This is a genomic window from Eikenella sp. NML03-A-027 (assembly GCF_001648395.1).
GTDB classification, from domain to species: domain Bacteria; phylum Pseudomonadota; class Gammaproteobacteria; order Burkholderiales; family Neisseriaceae; genus Eikenella; species Eikenella exigua.
Map to the genome: position 1 here is coordinate 106,549 of NZ_LXSM01000017.1, position 19,304 is coordinate 125,852.

Consider the following 19,304-nt stretch of genomic DNA (forward strand, 5'->3'; position numbering starts at 1 on the left):
GACTAAACCTTATTGATGATACGATAGATGACGGCAAAGGGTCGGTGTTGAATCTGATTAATAGTGCCGGTAATAAAGATATTCTTCGACGGGCAATAAAAGGCAAAGCTGCCGCTACTGCCACTATGGCCGATGATTTCCGGAGCCGGAACAAATGGCGATAATATGCGCGGAATTTTGAGTTGCATCATGCCGCTGCCGTATTTCAGCGGTATGAATTGTATGCGGCGAAAGTTCGGATTTGTAAGGTGATTTTTGGAAAATAGTTGGCCTTTCATAAATGCCTGCAAAAATTGCATCAATTCATGATTGGTCGCAACAATACCGCCTTGCGCCATTTGTGCTGATAGATATTTGAGCCAAAAGGCAGCGTGAGAACCGTTATAAATGGGCGTAATATTATTTTCGTTACCCGTGCAGTAATGCGTGTTTTTAAGGCCAAGCGGTTGGCAGATGATTTCTGCCAATAAGGCAGGCAAGGTTTTACCGGTAAGGGTTTCGCAGATTTCGCCCAGTAACAACGCATTGATGTCGGCATAGTAAGCTCGACTGCCCGGTTTACCCTTCGGCGGCAATGCAGCCACCAACCGCAGCGACTCCACAACGCTCACTGCGCGATCCTGATGCAATATTTCCTTAAATAATACGGTGCCGTTCGGCAATTTATCCAATTCATGGTTGGCAAAACCGGAAGTCTGATCAATCAGGTGCCGCACAGTGACTTCTTTGGCATTGGGTAAACAGCCGACTTTATCCGCCGGCAGTAAATCAACAAGCCGTGATGTGTAGGCAAGCAGCCGTTTATCTATCATCGCAAAGGTCATCGCATGGGTATAGAGCTTCGAGATGCTGGCAATGGCAAAAGGGGAATCGCAGGTCATCCCGCCCTTTGAGAGTTCCGCAACTTTTTGTTCACCGCGATAGGCAAGCACCGTCGCTTGGTGAATTTTCTTGTTGCTGAGAATGGTGTTTTCCATAAGAACCCCTTTTAATTATATGACTGCAGCCAAAACGTATTTGCTGATATTTTTGAAAGTTATCAGTTGTAACTGCCTAGCGTGGTTAAAAATAGCAAATAGACTCACTATTGAGTTTGGCGTGATAATTGACCATGGAAACGTAAAGCGTATCTCTGTTTCAAGAATCTCTGCTTTCGTCATTTGTATTTCCCTTGATAAATATGCTTTTAACCACTTCGGCAAAACGGCGTGGTGCGCGGCCCAATAGTTGCGGCAGGTCGTCTGAAACAGTGGCGAGTTCGCCGCCTGCGATCGCGGTGTAGGTAGACACCCACGCTTCGATTTGCCAGGCGGGCGTGTCGGGGTAGTCGCGCTCGCGGCTGGTATAGGCCTCACGAAGGGTTTGGTTGTGGTAGCGGTGCGGTTTGCCGGTGACGTCGCTGAGAATGACGGCGACATCGGTGAAGGTCAGCGCTTCGCTGCCGGTGAGGGTGTAGCTGCGATTGTGGTGGCGGTCGTCGCCAGAAGCGATGGCGGTGAGGATGTTGGCCGCCGCTTGCGCTACATCCTGCTGCGAGACGCAGGCAACGCGGCCATCGCCCGCAGGGCCGGCGATGATGCCGTCGGCGTTGGCAATCGTCGCTATCATTTCGCTGTAGAAGTTGTCGCGCAGGAAGGTGTAGCGCATGGCAGTTTGCTGGATGGCAGCTTCGGTCGCGGCGTGGGTGCGCGCCAAGGTGAAAGTGCTGCTGGCGCTGGCATCAGCGAAGGACAGATACACCAAATGCTGCACGCCTGTCACTGCTGCCGCGCGTACCAGAGTCAGGTGCTCCTGCTCGCGCGTCGGGCTTTCGGCGGCGGACACCATAAACAGCACATCTGCCCCGCTTAACGCCTGCCGGGCCAGCTCGAAATCGCCGTAGGCAAAGGGGCGCGCTTCGCAAGCGGGCAAATCGGGCGCTTTGGCGGGGTTGCGCAGCGGCAGAACGAGCGACAAACCGCGTGCGCTGAGGTGGCGGGCGACCATGCCGCCGATGTGACCACTGGCGCCGGTGATGGCTAGATTCATGTTGTTTTCCTTATGCGTTTTCAAAAGGGATAGCTTTGCCGTTTGCAGGCTTTCTGTCAAACCATGTGCAGGCTGCTTTTGGGGTTTCAGGTAGCCTACTGCTTATTTCATTTCGTCAATAACCCATTTTCCTCCAAATAATCCCGAGCCACGTTTTCCGCGCTTTCGCCCTGCACTTTCACGCGGTAGTTCATCTCGCTCATTTCTTCTTCGCTAATTTTTCCCGCCAGTCGGTTAAGTGCGGTCACAATTTGAGGATTTTTTTCGGCAAATTCTGCTTTCATTAGCGGTGCGCCCTGATAAGCAGGGAACAGGGCAATATCGTCTTTCAGCAGGCGCAACTGGTATTGCTTCAATTCTGCATCGGTAGAGAAGGCTTCGACTAGGTCGATTTTGTCATTCAACAATGCCGTATAGCGCAGGGCGGGCTCTAGGCTAACAATATGTTTTAGCGTGATACCGGCTGCCTGCATGCCTTTGTAGCCGTCCGCTCGGTCGGTAAACTCCAGTGAGAAACCTGCTCGGATATCGGGCGCAGCCTGCTTTAAGTCGCTAATTGTCTTCAGTTGGTGCGCCGCGCCGTAGCTTTCTTTGACTGCCAACGCATAAGTGTTCTGATAAGACATCGGTGGTAGAAACTCTAGCTGATATTGTTCCGCCAATAATTGTTTGCCCCGTTGATAGGTTTCATCTGGCGACAGATGGCGGTTTTTCTGTTCGGGCGGCACTTGTACTAAGGCTTCCAACACGGTGCCGGTGAATTCGGGGTAAATGTCGATTTCGCCGCTGTTTAGCGCGTTAAACAGGAAGGTGGTTTTACCAAAATTAGGTTTGACTGTAACTCTGATATTCGGATTTTCACGCTCAATCAAGAATTTATACATGTTAATCAGAATATCCGGCTCGCTACCCATTTTGCCGGCAACCACCACGTTTTTTGTGGCAGGCGTAAATGAAATCTGCGACAGACCGAGTGCACCGAAGCCCACCGCCAATGCAAGAATAATCGGCAATTTGCGTCGCGATTTCTGCAACAGTCCGATAATGCCGCTTACGCCGACAGCCAGTAACGCGGAGAGCAATGCGCCGGTAAACGTCATCGTCATGTTGTTGCGGTCGATGCCGAGCAGAATCAGGTTACCCAAGCCGCCTGCACCGATTAACGCCGCCAGAGTTGCCGTGCCGACAATCAGCACCGCCGCCGTGCGGATGCCTGAAATCATGGCAGGCAACGCCATCGGCAGCTCAATCCGCCACAGCGACTGCCAACGCGACAGGCCGAATGCGGTGTACGCATCTTGAATCGATTGGTCGATTTGGGTCAGCCCCAAATAGGTATTTTGAAAAATCGGCAACAGCGCGTATAGCGTGAGCGCAATCAAGACGGGCGGTGATCCAATGCCGACAAACGGAATCAGCAAACCCAGCAGTGCCAAAGAGGGGATGGTTTGCAATATATTGGTGAACTGCAATACCGCTTCCGCCGCCCGCTGTCTGCGCGCAAACAACACGGCGGCAGGCACCGCAATGGCCACGGCCGCGAGCAAAGCCAGTCCGGAAAGCCATAAATGCGTAAGCAGCATTTGCCAGAGTTCGGCAAGGGAAAAGGGGAGGGATGTGGGCATGATGTTTGGCCGTGTTGATGATTAGTGGATTGAATGGTATAGGGGTTTTTAGCGTGTAGCAAGGAATGGTGGCGTGAAGGCGGAGGTGGGAAAAGCAGCCTGCACTTTGAATTTACCAAGTGTAGGCTGCTTTTTAGGTTTTCAGGTAGCCTTTATTAGGCGATATGGGCCTTATCTACGCGTTTCTCTTTGCTATTCAAACATCCCCAGCACCTCTCCCAATAGCTCAACGCGCCATGTTTCGTTGGCGGGATTGTTCAGCGCGGTAGTGAGGGCGGCATATGCTTTGTCTGCACGCGAGCCTTCTATTTTTGCAATTTTGTCGAGAATACCCGCTGCTTCATGCGCCATTTCGAAATTGCCGTCAATCAGCCAGCCGATGGCTTTCTCAAACAAAGGCTTCGCCGGATAGTTTGCCAATGCATAAATCAGCGTACCGCGAACTTTGGCATATTCCGCGCTGTCTAGTGCGGCCAAAATCAACGGGTAGATTTCCCGATTGCGTTGTTCGGCAAGGTCTAAAATCAGTAGGATTTTGTCCCGCAGCGGGGTTTGTGGATTTTTGATTTGTTCAATCAATTCGTTATTGCTCATTCAGGAGGTGGCGCATTTCGCCACGCATGTATTCCAGGTGCTCATGCAGGGCGGCGGCGTGTTCGTGGGTGTTACGCATATGCAGGCCGCTTTGCAGGGCAAGGCCGAGCAGGTGCGGTACCTGATGCAGGGTGTCGCGCATCGCCGCATCGCGTACGTGGCGGTTATATATCCAGTGTGCATCGGAAAGCGCGATGACCGAGTTGCCTAAGTCGCCACCGGCACCACGCCACTTATTTCCCAAACCGAGCCATCCAGCATGGCAAAAGGTTACCTGAAAAAGTCCAAAAATGCCTGACAAGATTCAGCCGCCTACAACCTCAGCCCCCCCAAAAAAAATCTCATCAATCTTAGCCGTAACCGCAGGGTCTTTTTTGATCACCCGTCCCCATTCGCGGTCGGTTTCGCCTGGCCATTTGTTGGTCGCGTCCAAGCCCATTTTGCCGCCGAGTCCGCTGACAGGGCTGGCGAAGTCGAGGTAGTCGATGGGGCATTTTCACCACATTCGATGCCATGCTCTAAATGTCTTTCAACAGTGGCAGTTTGGAAAACGCGTCTTTGATGCCCTTGGGCGGCTCGGGTTCTTTCAGATACGCCAGTATCTTCCCGATTTCGCGCAACTTGGACACGCTGTCCGCACCCATGCCCGTCGCCACGCGTTCGGGCGTGCGTCGGGCTTAATCGAGTTTTCAAACAGCAACACCAGCCTTTCGGCGCGCAGCACGCGGTCGGCGATTTCAGCCATTTCCAAATGCAGGGAAACGGGATGGGCGAAATGCTTGAGTTTGTTCTACTGCTCAAGCATGAAGATAAAGTCGCGTAGGTTATTTCATTTAAAGGCTACCTGAAAATGATATATAGCTTTGGGATGATTGAGGAGAGTTCAGTCGGCACATTCTTTCAGCCACTCCCTAATCCACTCCGCTCTTCCTTCGGCTGCAGGCGGCCGTCGGGCAGGGAGATGAAGGTGGGCATTGTCCACGCACCGCCGGCAAACCCACGGCACATTTGATCGGTGGCGGAATAAGTCAGTCTAAATTTTCTGCCGTTCCAAATCCAGTTTTCATGCCCCCAACAATCGCCGAAACCGCGTTCTTTCCAGTTGTTGGATATGATGCCGTCATATCTATAACTTTCGTTAATTTTATTGCCAAGTATTGATTCGATTCGTGAGAAATCCCTGTTGGTTACTGTAACAAATTGGGTTACACCGTTCGAAGCCGTATGCATACAGTCGACTCGTATCAGTATATGGCCGCCACTCAAGCGGTAGGCTTCGATTTTGGGGCCTCCTCTGGTGAATCAACAAACTCGCAGAATTTTGCCTGCGGCAAACGACGCAGTTTTTGCACCAATGCACGGTATCGCGGGGTATGGCGTTTTAATACGCGCACCATCGGCATAGACGGGCTATTACTGTTTGCCAGCGCACTATTTGGCTGAATGCGTGGCATTTCCGGTACAGCTGCCGCATGGATTATCGGTAAGGGTCGCGGCTGCAACACGGAGCGGCGGCTGTGGCCGGGGTTGATGAGAGCAGAGGGAGTACCGTTGCGGCGTTGGAACGCATCCATGCGGCACAAAATGGCGGTGGCACCATTGGCCGACAGCCGCCATACCGTGCCGTTTGTTGTGTGTAGGCTGATGGCAGTTCGGCGTTTTAAGGCTGCCAACAGAGCTTGCGTTTGCGAGGCAGGTAATTTGGTTACACCTTCACCCTGATCAGTGAATACAACTCGGCCAACTGAGTGGATGTCGATACGTAACTCAGTTACGGTTTGCTGCCGAGCCAAATTATCTTGATAACTAATTTGCAGATGGCTAGACACGACAGCCTGCTCGCCGGCGGCGCGTTGCAGCAGCAGGGAAACCGGCAGCCCGTGAGAGTCTTCTTCGTTGGCATGGCCTGCGGCACGGCACGTGCCAGTGTTGTCGCAGGCCAGCTTCGCCCTGCGTGGTGTAGAAACCTTGAATAGACGCGGCGGCCAGCTTGCTGCCGAGCAACAGTAGCAACCATAGTGAATGACGCAACATTGTAATCTCCTTAGGGGGATGGCCGAGATGAGGGATGGGGTTTTGCAAAGGTTGAGGCTACCTGAAAAGATTGGTTTGGCCGGGTGGATTGGTTTGCGTACTGCGCTAATTTTTCAGGTAGCCTTTATTCGCTCAGGCATACTGCCCTGCTATTTGCCATGCAGCATTCGTTGGGCGGCTTCGATTTTACCGATGAGGATGTCGGGCAGGGCGTGGATGGATTTGATGATGGCTTGGTTGATGAGGTCTCGGTCTCCGGAGCGGGGTTTCTTCAGCACATAATTCACTACTTCGTTGCGATCACCGGGGTGGCCGATGCCTAGGCGCAGGCGGTAGAAGTCGGGTGTGCCGAGACGAGCTTGGATGTCTTTGAGGCCATTGTGGCCGCCGTTACCGCCGCCGAGCTTGAATTTGATGCGGCCGGGCTCGAGGTCGAGTTCGTCGTGGATCACGAGGATTTCTTGGGGTTTGATTTTATAAAAGGCGGCGAGTGCCTGCACGGATTGGCCGGAGAGGTTCATATAGGTTTGCGGTTTGAGCAGGCGAATTTCGCCTTCACTCTGCATACTGTGGGCATGGCTGCCGAAGAATTTTTTATCGTCTTGCCAGCGGGCCTGCCATTTGCGGGCGAGTTCGTCCAGCAGCCAGAAGCCGGCGTTGTGGCGGGTGTCTTCGTATTCGGTGCCGGGGTTGCCGAGGCCGACGATGAGTTTGATGGGCATGGGGTTTCCTTATTGGATTTCAGGCATAGCGGATTAACTTCACTTTCGCTACTGCATTGGTTCGTCTTGCCGTACTTCCGTACTGTCTGCGACTTGTTGTCTTGTAGGGGAAAATAATTGTTTCAGCTATCTCTTAGGCTGACCACAGCTGGCGGGCGAAGTTGCCGATTAAGAGACACAGCAGCGCCATAAAACCATAACGCAGCCAGCGGCTGCCGCCGAGCACCGCCAGCTTCGCGCCGCAGAAGCCGCCGCTTAGGTTGGCTGCTGCCAGCGGCAACGCCCAGTGCCACAGCACATGTTGGCTGGGGATGAAAAAGCTCAGCGCGGCCAGATTGGTCATCAGGTTGATTACCTTGGCGCAGGCGGTGGCGGTGAGGAAATCGTAGGCAAAAAAGCGCACGAACACGAAGGCCAGCAGGCTGCCCGTACCCGGGCCGAACAGGCCGTCATAAAAGCCGATGGCCGCGCCAAACGCCGTGCCCAGCAGCATTTCGCCCCGTGTGAGCGCGCGGGTGCGCTCGGTTTGCCCCAAATCTTTGCGGGAGAAGGTGTACACAAACATCGCCACCATAATCACCAACATGGCCGGTTTCATATATTGCACCGGCACATAGGCCACCAGCTTTGCGCCGGCGAACGAGGCGGCAAAAGCCAGCACGCCGGCGGGCAGCAGCATTTTCCACGGTAGCTTCAGGCGGCGGGCAAACTGGCCGGCGGCGGTGAAGGTGCCGGCGAACGAAGCGGCCTTGTTGGTGCCCAGAACGGTGGGTACGGGCGTGGTCGGCGGCAACACGCCGAACAGCGCGGGCAGCTGCAACAGCCCGCCACCGCCAACGGCCGCATCCATCAGCCCGGCTAAAAAGCCGGTGATGAGCAGCAGGATAAAGGGAAGTTCCATGGGGTTCTCCGTTGATGAAGGGATGGGACATTGCCACACCGACGTTTGGTTTGAATTTTCGAAATAAGCATTCTCAGGTAGTTTTTATATTTGTGCTCTATTTATCCTTGCGCTTCATGCCCGCGCGGGCACTCAATTTAGCTACGCAAAAACAAACCCTCTTGCAGAGGTCTTGTTTTAACTTCGTTAAAACGAACCCTTCTAACGAAGGCTTCGTTTTTGCTTCGCAGAAACTCGCCCCCCTTCGGAGACCTCGTTTTCTTTGCTTCGCCAAAGAAAGGAAGCAAAGAAAGGCGACTGCGGGCACAGGTTTGGCTTCGCCAAACTTCCCTCACTGCACACGGTTTTTCGGGCGCAAAGAGAAATTGGATTAGCTGCAACTTGCGGCTTCGCCGCTTCGGGCATGCAAGCCCTTATTTCCCGAAAAACCGCGCTCCGTTCCGTTGTGCTAGCAGACGGGAAGCCAGCCCGCCAATTAGATTGTGATTATTCTATTTTGGAGTTCTGGGTTTAGGAAGGTGGAGGCTACCTGAAACGTTGTATGAATAGATTTGCACTCTCTTCGCTTATGGAATACAGCCTTTGACAGTGGCGATTAGGAACACTTGCTTCCGCTCACAGCCGCACGTTGTGGCAGGCTTCGTACACCGGCAGCAGGCGGTGCAGGGTTTCGACTAGCCAGGCCGCGCTGTCGGCTTGCCCCAGTTGGTTGCGCTCCAAGTGGCGGCCGAGGCAGAGGAAATCTTGCGGGCTGCGCAGGGCGAAGGCGTCGGGCGGAGCGGTGGCGATGGTGGGGTAGTCGGCGTATTCGCTGTCGCTGCCGTGCCAGATTTGGAAGTCGGCAAATTCGGCGTGCGGAAAATCGGCCAAAGCCTGTTGGTAGCAGGCCAATGGCAGGGTGGAGCGGGCGGCGCGGTATTCGTGCCATTCGAGGCTGGCAGTGAGCCTGCGGCGGTTGAGCAGCAGCGAGAGGATGACCGCCGTATCGGCATGGGTTTGATATTTGAAATAGGCGAAAAAGTGGGCGCGCACCTGCCAGCCGTTGCACCAGCGTTCGATATGCGGCGGGGCAAAGCCTGCGCCCAATTCGGAGGCTACCTGAAAAACCAGCGTGCGCCACACCTGCCACGCGGCTTTATAGTCGGCCTTGGTTTGCGCTTCGGTTTCGGGCTGGTATTGGCGGATTTGGGCGAACTGGAAAAACGGGCGTTGGAACAGGTCGCAGCTTTGCGGGGTGAGCATGATGGATTGGCGGCTGGCAAGAAAGGTGGAAAGGCTACCTGAAAAATGGGGTTTCAGGTAGCCTTTTATCGTATGCCTAATAAACACGGATGCCCCGTTCCCATTTCCCGTTCAAAAACCGATTTCAGGCAGCCCCAACATTCATTGAGGCTACCTGAAACCCCATTTTTCAGGTAGCCTTTCCGTTTTGTTTCTCCAGCGCGGCTTGCAATCTTTGTTCCAGCGTGTCGCTGTCGAAGGATTTGGCGATCACTTCAAAGCGGCTGTCGCGCCGCCAGGCCACTTGGTTGGCACCCCATTGGCCTTCGCTCCAGTTGAGCCACACCCAGCTGCCGAGAACTTGGAACACGCCTTTGGCGCGCACAAGGCCTTCGCACAGTTTGGGCAGGTCGTTGAAGAATTTGGTGAGCTTTTCGCCGTCGAAGCTGCTGCCGGCGGGGAAGGTGTAGCCTTGCGATTGCAGGCCCATGCTGTTGTCGGGCAGCTCTTTGATGCGGTAGCGGCTTTTTTCCACCACCGGGGTTTCCAGCAGGGCGATGTCTAAATAGGCGTCGGTGGTTTCCAGCACGGCGGCTTTGGGCGGGAAGAGCTGGGCGGCTTTGCTGCGGAAGGCGGCCATTTCTTCGGGGCTGCACATGTCGGTTTTGTTGGCAATCAGCACGTCGGCCACGCTCACTTGGTCGCGGTAGAGCGGCTGGTTGGCGTAGTCGGGGTTGGTGAATTGGCGCGGATCGACCAGAGTAAACACGGCGCCGATATCCAGCATTTGGTCGAAGGGCTTGGCGCGCAGCTCGTCGATCACGCTGGCGGCGTGTGCTAGGCCGCTGGCTTCGATGATGATGCGGTCTGGCTTGTTGCCGCTCACCATGCGGTTGATGGTGGTGCCCATTTGCGCACCGGCCACGCAGCACAGGCAGCCGCCGGCGATTTCGGCCACGGGGATGCCGTTGTCGCTCAACACGGCGCCGTCGATGCCAATCTCGCCGAATTCGTTTACCACGATCACCCATTTTTCATCGGGTTTTTTTTGCTCCATCAGGTGGCGCAGGGCGGTGGTTTTACCTGTTCCCAAAAAGCCGGAAAATAGATGTACTTTTGCTTTCTTTATTTCTGACATTGTTTGCATATTCCTGTTAAAACAACATGTTCTTCTTTTAATCTAAACCCACCTGCGGCTACGCCGGCACAAAGTGCCTGCCATTCGCGGGAGAGGGTTTGCTCATCGGTGTTGCCGCATTCGGTGCACACCAAAATGAAGGCGCTGTGGTGGCGTTGCTGTTCGTCGCTACTGTGGCAGTGGGCATCGCAATGGTGGCGGGCGTGGCTGCATAAAATGTAGCCGTTCACCGCGGCCACTTTGTGCAGCACGCCGTGTTCGGCCCAGAAATCGAGCGCGCGGTAGGCGGTAGGCGGCGCCACCACGCCGTTGCTCTGCTGCTGCATTTGCGCCAGCACGGTGTAGGCTTTAATCACGCCTTCCTGCCGCAAAACGATATCCAGCACCTGTTCGCGCAGGGCGGTAATCTGCAGGCCTTGCTCGCGGGCGCGGGCGATGATGGCGGTTTTGTAGTCGGGTGCGGAGTGCTTGGTCATGGCTGCTTCCTATTATTATTGGCTGGGGTGGCGCACAACGGCGAGCGGGTTGAAGCTCTGCGCCACCGGCATGATTTCGATGCTGTTCACGTTCATGTGCGCGGGGCGCTGGTAGAGCCACAGCACGGTGTCGGCGATGTCTTCGGGGCGGATGTAGTCCACGTTTTTATATAAATCGGCGGCGCGTTGGTCGTCGCCTTTGAAGCGCACGTTGGAAAACTCGGTGTCGCCGCACAGGCCGGGCTCGATGTTGCTCACGCGCACGCCCGTGCCGGCCAAATCGGCGCGCAGATTCAGGCTGAATTGGCGCACATAGGCCTTGGTGGCGCCATACACATTGCCGCCGGGGTAGGGGTAGGTGCCGGCCACCGAGCCGAGGTTGATGATATAGCCGCTGCCGCGCGCCACCATGCCGGGCAGCACTTGGCGGGTGAGGTAGGTGAGGCCGATGATGTTGGTTTGAATCATGGTTTGCCAGTCGGCAAAATCGGCTTGATGAGCTGGGTCTAAACCCAATGCCAGGCCGGCGTTGTTCACCAGGCAGTCGATCCGGGCAAAGTTTTCAGGTAGCCCTTTGAGCGCGGTATCCACGGAAGCGGTATCACTCACATCCATTTGCAGCGGCAGGAAGTTGGCGCCCAATTCTGCGCGCAGTTCGTCCAGTTTGTCGGCACGCCGCGCCGCGCCGATTACGCGGTAGCCTGCTGTGGCGAGGGTGCGGCAGATGGCCCGCCCGAAACCGGCCGATGCGCCGGTGACCAAAATGCTCATGATTGCCTCCGTTGTGCTGGATTGCTCGATATAGCCGGGGTGCTTCCCTTCCTATGGCGTTGGATCGCTTTGCAGGAAGGAATAACGGCTTTGGCTAAAAGCAATAGTATAACACCGGCAGCTCGCCGGCAGCTTTAAAATGGCAGCAAGGCTATAGCAAGCCAACTTAACTTTCGCTACTGCGTTGGCCCGCCTTGCCGTACTGCCTGTACTGTCTGCGGTTTGCCACCTTGTCTCATTCTTATTTCTGATCCACTATATTTTCAGGTAGCCTGTGGCGGAGCGCAGTATTCTGCCCAATAGCGGCGGGCGGCGGTATAAGGCTACCTGAAAACCGTGCTAGAATGCCCGCCTTCCGCATTTTGGCCAAAGGCTTGTTGATATGGCACGTCATCCCTACCGCCGCCTGCGTTCGGCACGTTTCGCCCTGCCCGAAGTGGGCATTTCCGAACACGGCAACATCCGCTCGCTGCATTTGGGCAGCGAAACGGTGCAAAGCTCGATGAATGTGGATTACCCCGCCGAGCTGGTGCTCTCCTACAGCCGCGCCATGATGGCCTGGCTCTTGTTTGCCGAAAACGTGCGCCACATCACGCAAATCGGGCTGGGCGGCGGCTCGTTTGTGCGCTGGATCGATGCCCACCTGCCCGAGGTGGCGCAAACGGCGGTGGAAATCAACCCGCAGGTCATCAGCGTGGCGCGCGGCCTGTTTGAATTGCCGTTTGAGGGCGAAAAATTTGAAATCATCGAGGCCGACGGCGCGGAATACATCAAAACCCTGCGCGGCGGCACGGATATTTTGCTGGTGGACGGCTTCGACGGCGTGCAGATTATCGATGCCCTGGTGGCCGAGCCATTTTTTGCCGATTGCCGCACCGCCCTGAGCGACAACGGCATTTTCGTCACCAACTGGTGGAGCGGCGACAAACGCTACCCGCTTTTCCTGCAACGGCTCGCGCAGGTGTTTGAGCAGCGCGTGTTGTGCGTGCCCGCCGAAACCCACGGCAACGTGGCCGTGCTCGCCTTCCAAAACCAAGCGCCCCAGCCGCTGGCGGCCCTGCAGAAAAAAGCCGCCAAGCTGAGCGAGCAATACGGGCTGGACTTCAAAACCATGCTGCATCAGGCACACGTGCCGCCGGGCAGCACCTGGCAGTGGCTGCGTTGAGGCTGGCTGAAAGCGAAAACTCCAGCACGGTTAGAAAGGCTATCTGAAGACATAAGCTGCAACGAGGCGAACATCAAATAGCGTTGTGGCGGCTAATCCTGTCCGGCCAGCCAATCCACATAGCGGCGTACGCCAGTGGCTACGTCGTCGAATTCTTCGGCATAGCCGGCGGCGCGCAGGGCGCTGATGTCGGCCTGGGTGAAGCTTTGGTATTTGCCTTTGAGTGCGTCAGGGAATTTGCTATACACAATCAAGCCTTGTTGTACCAGCTCTTCCAGCGGCAGCTCGGGCTTGCCTTCGCGGGCGCGGCAGGCGTTTACGGTGGCGGCGGCCAGGTCGTTGAAGGGCTGGCTGCGGCCGGTACCGCAGTTGAAAATGCCGGATACTTCGGGATGGTCGTAGAAAAATAGGTTTACTTTTACTACGTCTTCCACGCAGATAAAGTCGCGGCTTTGCGCGCCGTCGGGGTAGCCGTCGTAGCCGCCGAACAGGGTTACGCGGCCGTGCTCGCGGTATTCGTGGAAGTGGTGGTAGGCCACGGAGGCCATGCGGCCTTTGTGCTGCTCGCGGCGGCCGTATACGTTGAAATAGCGCAGGGCAACCACTTGATTGTGCAGCCCTTGCGCCATACGGCGGCGCAATACTTGGTCGAACAGGAATTTGGAATAGCCGTACACATTGAGCGGGGCTTCCAATTCGCGCTGTTCGCGGAAGGTTTGGCCTTTGCCATACACGGCGGCGGAGGAGGCGTGGATCAGGCGGATGCGATCGTCTTGGCACCAGTCGAGCAGGTCGAGCGTGTATTGGTAGTTGTTATCCATCATGTACACGCCGTCGTGGTTCATGGTGTCGGAGCAGGCGCCTTGGTGGAAGATAGCTTCGATGTTGCCGCCGTTGATTTGGTGGGCGCGCACTTGGCGGATGAATTCGTGTTTATCTAGATAGTGCGCAATATCGGCCTGCACCAGATTGCGGAATTTGTCGGCGCGGCTGAGGTTGTCCACCGCGATGATGTCGGTGATGCCGCGCCGGTTGAGCGCGTGCACGATATTGCTGCCGATAAAGCCGGCAGCGCCGGTAACGATGATGGTCATGGGGGTCTCCTGATAAAGGGTTGGCATATATTTTAACCGATTTCGGGCTACCTGAAACTTGAATATCCGCCCTTGGAAACCATATAGCAGCCTGATCAAGATAACAATAAGGAAAGCATCATGACCACCCAGCCCGCCAACCTACGCACCCGCTTTATTTTCGACAACCAACCCGTGCGTGGCCTGCATGTTCAGCTGCAAAGCGTGTGGCAGCACATCGTACAGCGCAAATCCTACCCCGCCGCCATCCGCAGCGCACTGGGCGAGCTTCTGGCCGCCGGCGTCCTGCTTTCCAGCAACCTCAAGCTGCCCGGCAAACTCATATTGCAAATCCAAGGGCAGGGCGACCTCAAAATGCTCGTGGCCGAAACCGATTCCAACCACAGCTGCCGTGCCACCGCCCGCTGGAACGAACAAGCCAACTTAGACGACGGCCGCAGCCTGATTGAGCTGCTCGGCGAAAACGCCGTATTCGGCATCACCCTCCAGCCCAACGAAGGCGAACCCTGGCAAGGCATCGTGCCGCTTGAAGGCAGCAGCATCGCCGAAATGCTCAGCGCCTATATGCGCCGCTCCGAGCAGCTCGACACCCACATCAGCCTCGCCGCTTCCGAACACGCCGCCGGCGGCCTGCTGCTGCAAAGGCTGCCCGAACAGCAAATCGACGCCGACGCCTGGACGCACTATACCACCCTGGCCGACACCGTTACCCCGCAGGAATTGATCGAGCTCGACGCCCAACACCTGCTCTACCGCCTGTTCCACGAAACCCCGCCGCGCGTGTTCGAGCCCAAACAAATCGAATTCGCCTGCACCTGCTCGCGCGGCAAAGTGAGCGATATGCTGCTGCTTTTGGGCGGGCAGGAAGTGGGCAACATCGTGGCCGAACAAGGCAGCATCGCCATCGACTGCGACTTCTGCGGCGAAAAATACGTGTTCGACGACACCGACGTGCAAGCCCTGTTCGGCATGGAAATCGAAGCCATGACCGGGCAGCAACTGCAATAAGGCGGCGTTGTCTTAATTGTATAAAAAGGCTACCTGAAAACCGAGTAACGGTTTTCAGGTAGCCTTTTGTTGAATATGTTTCAGGTAGCCTGTGTCGTTGCAGGCTACCTGAAAATATAGGGTGGTATGCGGGAAGTGTACGGTATGCACGCTGTTTTAGACAGCCGGTGAGTTGTGCTGGCAAATAAAGTTCAAGCCCTTAAACGTGTAAATCGTGCTGCTGTCTGCCATGAGGCTACCTGAAAATGCAGAACGGTTTTCAGGTAGCCTCATTGTTGGTTTAACTGTGCGGCACGAATAGTTGGCCGTTGAAGCGGTATTTGAGGCGGCGGTTGGTGGGGGTGTGGGTATGGCTGCTGATTTGCGGCTGGCTGATGGTGTGGCTGCCGGGCTCATAGAAGAAGTAGTTGTTGGCGTGTTGGCCGCTGTAGGCGATGTTTAGGCGGTGGGTGGGTTCGGCGGCAGGGGCGGTTTGGATGATGGGCAGGGCTTGGAGCTGCTCGGCGGCGAAGTGGAGGAGGACGAGGGATTTTTCGGTGTGGTCGCCATCGGTGTGCTCGGTGAACAGGAGGTAGGCGTGGCCGTAGCCGCTGAGGCGGAGGGTGTGCAGGCGTTCGATGTAGCCGGGGAAGGTTTGTACGCTGGTGTGGCCGCTCGGGCTGCGGGCTTGGAGCAGGCTGGCGGGGCTGTGCGGCGGGGTGAGGCTGCGCACGCGGCCGTCGGCGCTGCTGTGGATTATCAGGCCGGCGGTGCGGGTTTGGCTGAAACGGCAGGCCCAGGATTAGGCGGTTTTCAGGTAGCCTTCAAGCTGCTCGGCGAAGAGGCTGGCTGGTTGGCTGCCGTTGTGTTGCAGGGCGGCAGCGAGGGCGGCATCGGTTTTGGCGGCATGGCGGGCATGCAGCGGGGTGGCGAAGAGGGTTTGCAGAGCGATGAGGGCGTGGCGGAGCATGGCGGTGGGTTTCAGGTAGCCTTCGGGGCTACCTGAAAAGTGTTGGGTGGCGTGGTTGGCGGTTTCAATTCAAACGAACAAACTGCTCACCATTGAAGCGGTAGCGGATGCGGCGGTTACTTACCTGTGCCGCACCATATGCGGCATCAGGGTGGTTGGCATCTGCTTTCAGTACCAGCGGGAAGCTGATGGTTTTGCTGCGGGCGTCGTAGGCAAAATCTTCATTTCTACCGCTATGGCTGGCGCTGTATTCATAGGAGAGCGTGTTGGTGGCTTTGCTGGTGCGGATAATGTTGAGCGGGCGCAGGCCGTCGTTGCTGATCTGCCAAACCGACAGGCTCTGCCCGTAGAGGGTATTGCTGTATTTGCCTATGCTGGTGACGAAATAGGCAGTGCCGTGTTGGCCGAGTGTGTCGGAGTAGATGCCGGTTAGGATGCCTTCGCCTTTTTGGGTGGCGCTGCGGCCGGATGGGATGCGGTATTGGAGTAGGTTGTGGTATTCACGCAGGGTGCCACCGCTTTGGGCATCCCAGCTGAAACTGCGCAGGCGGCCGTTGGGCGCTGTGTGGATGATGATGCCGGCTCTGGTGGTGCTGGGGAAACGGCATGCCCAGGAATCGGACTGTTGCAGATAGGTGGAAAGGGTTTGGTGAAAACGGGTTTCGGCGGTTTCGCGCTGATTTTCGTTCATCTGCGTGTAGGCTTGCGCCAGCGCGGCATCGGCTTGGGCGCAGGTTTGGGCATAAATCGGGGCGGCAATGGCGACGGTGGCGAGGATGAGGAGTTTCCGCATGGCTGATGTCCTTTATGCAGGGGAGAGATGTTATTTTGCTGGTATATGCGGCGGTTTTCAAGGCAGGCTACCTGAAAATGGATGTTTGCCCATCAGCCGGTTTGATGTTTACAGGATGCCGTCTTCCCGATTGTATTCGATCATGTCGTTTACCGCTTGGGCGAGCCATGCCCAGCAATCGGGGAATTCTTGACGCTGTTCCCAGCCGAGGCTGGCGAAGTCGTGGATAAGCTGGATTTTTCCGCCTTTGCCGATTTCGAAGCAGGCAGTGTCATCGCAATCGCTGCGTTTGGCGAAGGGGATCAGTTTCCTGTCGGGATAACGGGTTTGCAGGCCTTGGTATAGTTCAGCGGCCCAATCGCTATCGATCAGATGCCAAATATCGAAATCGACTAAATTCAGTTCGACGATTTTTTCAAATGATTTTGGATATTCAAAGTGGGGAATATCGAGCGTATAGCTTTTCATCGGTTGATTCCTAGTTTGAGGCTACCTGAAAAATAAAACTTGGGCGTATTACTTTCCAAGCGGCCTTTGCCACGCCTCACTCAATCTTCACCCGTTTCAAGCGCAGCGCATTGCTCAATACCGAAACCGAGCTTGCCGCCATTGCCGCGCCTGCGATGACGGGATTTAAGAAGCCGAGTGCGGCGAGCGGGATGCCCAAGGTGTTGTAGAAGAGGGCGAAAAACAGGTTTTGCTTGATGTTTTTCAAAGTCGCCTGCGACACCAACAGGGCATCGGCGAGTTGGTTGACCGAATGCTGCATCAGCGTGGCGGAGGCGGTGTGTTCGGCAACGTCCGCACCGCCTTTCATGGCGAAGCTGACGTTGGCGGCGGCGAGTGCAGGCGCGTCGTTGATGCCGTCGCCGACCATCGCCACGGTTTTGCCGGCGGCTTTGAGTTTCTGCACTTCGGCGGCCTTGTCGCGCGGACTCATGTTGCCGAAGGCGTGTGCGATGCCCAGTTGTTTGGCGACGTATTCGACCGTGCCTTGGTTGTCGCCGCTCATGATGTAAACATCGATGCCGTGTTTTTTCAGACGGCCTATGGCTTCGGCAGTGTCGGCTTTCAGCGCGTCGGCGAGTGCGAATGCGCCGATGGGTTTGCCGTTGGCGGAAACGGCGACAATGCTTGCGATGCGCCAAACGTCGTCTGAAAGGTTTTCAGGTAGCCTTAATTCAGCAAAATCAAGTTTGCCCGCTTTCACCAATCCCGCGCCTTCGACTTCGGCGGCAATACCTGCACCGACAAAGGTTTGCGCGTTTTGTGCGGCTGGGATATCCAGACCGCGTGCTTGGGCGGCAGAGACGATGGCACGGGCGAGCGGATGGGCGGCGTTTTGTTCGACGGCAGCGGCGATGCGGTACAAAGTCTCTTCGTCAAAGCCGCTGTCGGGAACGCAATAGACGGCGGCAACTTGCGGCCTGCCTTCGGTCAACGTGCCGGTTTTGTCTAACACGACGACATCGATGTGGGCGGCCTCTTCCATTGCCGCCGCGTCTTTGAACCAAATGCCGTGTTTCACCGCCTTGCCCATGCCGACCATAATCGCGGCGGGCGTGGCCAGACCGAGCGCGCACGGGCAGGCAATCACCAGAACGGCAACGGCATGCATCAGCGCAACCGTCCAATCGCCTTTAACCAGCCAAGTGGCCATAAAAGTCAAAAGCGCAATGCTCACGACGGCTGGTACGAACACCGCCGCTACCTTGTCCGCCACACGCGCAATCGGTGCCTTGCTGCCTTGCGCTTCGGATAGCGCGTTCATCATGTCGCCGAGCAGGGTTTGGCTGCCGAGCTGCGTGGCGCGATAAACCACGCTGCCTTCGGTCATCAGCGCGCCCGCCAACACTTTGCCGCCCGCCTTTTTCTCTTCGGGATTGGATTCGCCGGTGAGATGGCTCTCGTCCGCCCACCCGCTGCCGCTTTCGATAATGCCGTCGGCGGCGATGCGTTCGCCGTGGTTGGCGCGGATAAAGTCGCCGATTTGCACTTGGTCGATGGGTAGCTGCCGCCATTCGCCATTGTGTCGTACGTTGACTTGAGTCGGCGTGAGTTTCAGCAGCAAACCCAAGCTGTTCAGACTGGATTTTTTGGTGCGGTGTTCCAAAAATTTGCCCAGCGACACAAACCCAATCACCATCACGCCTGCTTCAAAATACACATGTGCCATGCCGTGCGCCGCATGCGGGTTGAAAAACAGCATATAAACAGAATACAGGTAAATCGACACCGTGCCGATGGTAACGAGCACGTCCATATTCGCCAGCCCGCCTTTAATACTCGCCCACGCGCTTTTGTAAAACGGGATTGCCAGCCAAAGCTGTACCACGCTCGCCAGCGCGAACTGCCATACCGGCGGCAGCATCCAATCGTGCTGTCCAACCATCATCCCCGCCATGCCGATGAGGAACGGAATATTAATCGCCAGCAAAAGCCACAGCCGCCAGCTGATATGCGGTTCCGCCTCCGGCGGTGGCAGCGCATCGGTTTTTTCTTTCGCCGAAAAACCGGTTTTTTCGATAATGGCGGCAATGTCTTGCGCCGATACCTTGTCTGCATCAAACACCACCTGCGCTTCTTCGTTGGCGAAATTCACCCCCGCTTCGGCAACAAAGTCTTTTTTGTTCAATACTTTTTCAATGCGCGAAGCACAGGCTTGGCAGGTCATGCCTTCGATTCGGAAACGGACTTTTTGCTGCATGGTTCGTCCTCCTGGATGTGGTTGGGCTACCTGAAAAAAGCGGATCGGGGTTTTCAGGTAGCCTTTGGGGTGTTGCAG

Annotated in this window: 21 protein-coding genes and 1 pseudogene; 2 read left to right on the top strand and 20 right to left on the bottom strand. The window is 56.1% G+C overall.

The window, feature by feature from the left end:
- Window positions 1–2: 2 nt before the first annotated feature.
- From A7P96_RS09250 to A7P96_RS09300, 14 genes and pseudogenes are all read right to left on the bottom strand, one after another.
- A complete protein-coding gene (locus A7P96_RS09250) occupies window positions 3–977 on the bottom strand; it encodes a serine hydrolase (protein ID WP_067526535.1) in 975 nt (324 codons plus the stop codon).
- A 160-nt stretch (window positions 978–1,137) separates the two neighbouring features.
- Entirely contained in the window at window positions 1,138–2,028 is an 891-nt protein-coding gene (locus A7P96_RS09255; RefSeq protein ID WP_067526537.1) for an SDR family oxidoreductase, read from the bottom strand.
- 107 nt (window positions 2,029–2,135) lie between these two features.
- Window positions 2,136–3,653 (bottom strand): ABC transporter permease/substrate-binding protein, encoded by a 1,518-nt coding sequence (locus tag A7P96_RS09260; RefSeq protein ID WP_067526538.1) that lies wholly within the window; start codon window positions 3,651–3,653, stop codon window positions 2,136–2,138.
- Window positions 3,654–3,845: 192 nt separating this feature from the next.
- Window positions 3,846–4,247, bottom strand: coding sequence for a hypothetical protein (locus A7P96_RS09265; RefSeq protein WP_067526540.1), 402 nt, complete (start codon window positions 4,245–4,247; stop codon window positions 3,846–3,848).
- A complete protein-coding gene (locus tag A7P96_RS10870; protein ID WP_156496322.1) occupies window positions 4,237–4,491 on the bottom strand; it encodes a hypothetical protein in 255 nt (84 codons plus the stop codon). Before A7P96_RS10870 ends, A7P96_RS09265 begins: the two co-directional genes overlap by 11 nt.
- A 211-nt stretch (window positions 4,492–4,702) precedes the next feature.
- A pseudogene (locus tag A7P96_RS10480) lies at window positions 4,703–5,052 on the bottom strand (3-octaprenyl-4-hydroxybenzoate decarboxylase); the annotation flags it as partial.
- Window positions 5,053–5,147: 95 nt separating this feature from the next.
- The gene (locus A7P96_RS10485) at window positions 5,148–5,477 is read right to left on the bottom strand and encodes a DUF1176 domain-containing protein (RefSeq protein WP_231863671.1); all 330 of its coding nucleotides are present in this window, start codon (window positions 5,475–5,477) and stop codon (window positions 5,148–5,150) included.
- Between the two features lie 32 nt (window positions 5,478–5,509).
- Window positions 5,510–6,391 (bottom strand): DUF1176 domain-containing protein, encoded by an 882-nt coding sequence (locus A7P96_RS10490; protein WP_082887971.1) that lies wholly within the window; start codon window positions 6,389–6,391, stop codon window positions 5,510–5,512.
- Between the two features lie 39 nt (window positions 6,392–6,430).
- Complete coding sequence (gene pth / locus A7P96_RS09270; protein ID WP_067526542.1) at window positions 6,431–7,003, bottom strand: aminoacyl-tRNA hydrolase; 573 nt, start codon at window positions 7,001–7,003, stop codon at window positions 6,431–6,433.
- A 133-nt stretch (window positions 7,004–7,136) separates the two neighbouring features.
- The gene (locus A7P96_RS09275) at window positions 7,137–7,904 is read right to left on the bottom strand and encodes a TSUP family transporter (RefSeq protein WP_067526544.1); all 768 of its coding nucleotides are present in this window, start codon (window positions 7,902–7,904) and stop codon (window positions 7,137–7,139) included.
- Window positions 7,905–8,519: 615 nt separating this feature from the next.
- The gene (locus A7P96_RS09285; RefSeq protein WP_067526548.1) at window positions 8,520–9,146 is read right to left on the bottom strand and encodes an HI_0552 family protein; all 627 of its coding nucleotides are present in this window, start codon (window positions 9,144–9,146) and stop codon (window positions 8,520–8,522) included.
- A gap of 169 nt (window positions 9,147–9,315) precedes the next feature.
- Window positions 9,316–10,263 (bottom strand): GTP-binding protein, encoded by a 948-nt coding sequence (locus A7P96_RS09290; RefSeq protein ID WP_067526550.1) that lies wholly within the window; start codon window positions 10,261–10,263, stop codon window positions 9,316–9,318.
- Window positions 10,251–10,739 (bottom strand): Fur family transcriptional regulator, encoded by a 489-nt coding sequence (locus A7P96_RS09295; protein WP_067526552.1) that lies wholly within the window; start codon window positions 10,737–10,739, stop codon window positions 10,251–10,253. The genes A7P96_RS09290 and A7P96_RS09295 overlap by 13 nt, the downstream gene beginning before the upstream one ends.
- Before the next feature lie 15 nt (window positions 10,740–10,754).
- Window positions 10,755–11,510: an SDR family oxidoreductase gene (locus tag A7P96_RS09300; protein WP_067526554.1), complete on the bottom strand. Its 756-nt coding sequence runs from the start codon at window positions 11,508–11,510 to the stop codon at window positions 10,755–10,757.
- Window positions 11,511–11,892: 382 nt separating this feature from the next.
- Here A7P96_RS09300 and A7P96_RS09305 point away from each other — a divergent pair, with 382 nt between their 5' ends.
- Window positions 11,893–12,675, top strand: coding sequence for a polyamine aminopropyltransferase (locus tag A7P96_RS09305; protein WP_067526556.1), 783 nt, complete (start codon window positions 11,893–11,895; stop codon window positions 12,673–12,675).
- 92 nt (window positions 12,676–12,767) lie between these two features.
- On the opposite strand, the gene rfaD is transcribed toward A7P96_RS09305, so the two are convergent.
- Entirely contained in the window at window positions 12,768–13,769 is a 1,002-nt protein-coding gene (gene rfaD / locus A7P96_RS09310; RefSeq protein WP_067526558.1) for an ADP-glyceromanno-heptose 6-epimerase, read from the bottom strand.
- 120 nt (window positions 13,770–13,889) lie between these two features.
- On the opposite strand from rfaD, the gene hslO reads away from it, so the two are divergent.
- Window positions 13,890–14,777 (top strand): Hsp33 family molecular chaperone HslO, encoded by an 888-nt coding sequence (gene hslO / locus A7P96_RS09315; protein WP_067526560.1) that lies wholly within the window; start codon window positions 13,890–13,892, stop codon window positions 14,775–14,777.
- Between the two features lie 280 nt (window positions 14,778–15,057).
- Here the strand turns inward: hslO and A7P96_RS09320 are convergent, their stop codons facing one another.
- From A7P96_RS09320 to A7P96_RS09335, 5 genes are all read right to left on the bottom strand, one after another.
- Entirely contained in the window at window positions 15,058–15,489 is a 432-nt protein-coding gene (locus tag A7P96_RS09320) for a hypothetical protein (RefSeq protein WP_067526562.1), read from the bottom strand.
- Between the two features lie 69 nt (window positions 15,490–15,558).
- A complete protein-coding gene (locus A7P96_RS10875; RefSeq protein WP_156496323.1) occupies window positions 15,559–15,726 on the bottom strand; it encodes a hypothetical protein in 168 nt (55 codons plus the stop codon).
- Between the two features lie 64 nt (window positions 15,727–15,790).
- Window positions 15,791–16,519: a hypothetical protein gene (locus tag A7P96_RS09325; RefSeq protein ID WP_067526564.1), complete on the bottom strand. Its 729-nt coding sequence runs from the start codon at window positions 16,517–16,519 to the stop codon at window positions 15,791–15,793.
- 108 nt (window positions 16,520–16,627) lie between these two features.
- Window positions 16,628–16,987: a hypothetical protein gene (locus A7P96_RS09330; RefSeq protein WP_067526566.1), complete on the bottom strand. Its 360-nt coding sequence runs from the start codon at window positions 16,985–16,987 to the stop codon at window positions 16,628–16,630.
- Window positions 16,988–17,063: 76 nt separating this feature from the next.
- Entirely contained in the window at window positions 17,064–19,226 is a 2,163-nt protein-coding gene (locus A7P96_RS09335) for a cation-translocating P-type ATPase (protein WP_067526568.1), read from the bottom strand.
- Window positions 19,227–19,304 lie beyond the last annotated feature (78 nt).

Bases quoted from the DNA above. Each gene is read 5' to 3' on its own strand.
- hslO (WP_067526560.1), top strand. From the start codon at position 13,890: ATGACCACCCAGCCCGCCAACCTACGCACCCGCTTTATTTTCGACAAC.
- A7P96_RS09260 (WP_067526538.1), bottom strand. From the start codon at position 3,653: ATGCCCACATCCCTCCCCTTTTCCCTTGCCGAACTCTGGCAAATGCTG.
- A7P96_RS10485 (WP_231863671.1), bottom strand. From the start codon at position 5,477: ATGCATACGGCTTCGAACGGTGTAACCCAATTTGTTACAGTAACCAAC.
- A7P96_RS09250 (WP_067526535.1), bottom strand. From the start codon at position 977: ATGGAAAACACCATTCTCAGCAACAAGAAAATTCACCAAGCGACGGTG.
- A7P96_RS09305 (WP_067526556.1), top strand. From the start codon at position 11,893: ATGGCACGTCATCCCTACCGCCGCCTGCGTTCGGCACGTTTCGCCCTG.
- A7P96_RS09285 (WP_067526548.1), bottom strand. From the start codon at position 9,146: ATGCTCACCCCGCAAAGCTGCGACCTGTTCCAACGCCCGTTTTTCCAG.
- A7P96_RS09290 (WP_067526550.1), bottom strand. From the start codon at position 10,263: ATGTCAGAAATAAAGAAAGCAAAAGTACATCTATTTTCCGGCTTTTTG.
- A7P96_RS10875 (WP_156496323.1), bottom strand. From the start codon at position 15,726: ATGCTCCGCCACGCCCTCATCGCTCTGCAAACCCTCTTCGCCACCCCG.
- A7P96_RS09335 (WP_067526568.1), bottom strand. From the start codon at position 19,226: ATGCAGCAAAAAGTCCGTTTCCGAATCGAAGGCATGACCTGCCAAGCC.
- A7P96_RS09330 (WP_067526566.1), bottom strand. From the start codon at position 16,987: ATGAAAAGCTATACGCTCGATATTCCCCACTTTGAATATCCAAAATCA.
- pth (WP_067526542.1), bottom strand. From the start codon at position 7,003: ATGCCCATCAAACTCATCGTCGGCCTCGGCAACCCCGGCACCGAATAC.
- A7P96_RS09275 (WP_067526544.1), bottom strand. From the start codon at position 7,904: ATGGAACTTCCCTTTATCCTGCTGCTCATCACCGGCTTTTTAGCCGGG.
- A7P96_RS09255 (WP_067526537.1), bottom strand. From the start codon at position 2,028: ATGAATCTAGCCATCACCGGCGCCAGTGGTCACATCGGCGGCATGGTC.
- A7P96_RS09295 (WP_067526552.1), bottom strand. From the start codon at position 10,739: ATGACCAAGCACTCCGCACCCGACTACAAAACCGCCATCATCGCCCGC.
- rfaD (WP_067526558.1), bottom strand. From the start codon at position 13,769: ATGACCATCATCGTTACCGGCGCTGCCGGCTTTATCGGCAGCAATATC.
- A7P96_RS09325 (WP_067526564.1), bottom strand. From the start codon at position 16,519: ATGCGGAAACTCCTCATCCTCGCCACCGTCGCCATTGCCGCCCCGATT.
- A7P96_RS09300 (WP_067526554.1), bottom strand. From the start codon at position 11,510: ATGAGCATTTTGGTCACCGGCGCATCGGCCGGTTTCGGGCGGGCCATC.
- A7P96_RS09265 (WP_067526540.1), bottom strand. From the start codon at position 4,247: ATGAGCAATAACGAATTGATTGAACAAATCAAAAATCCACAAACCCCG.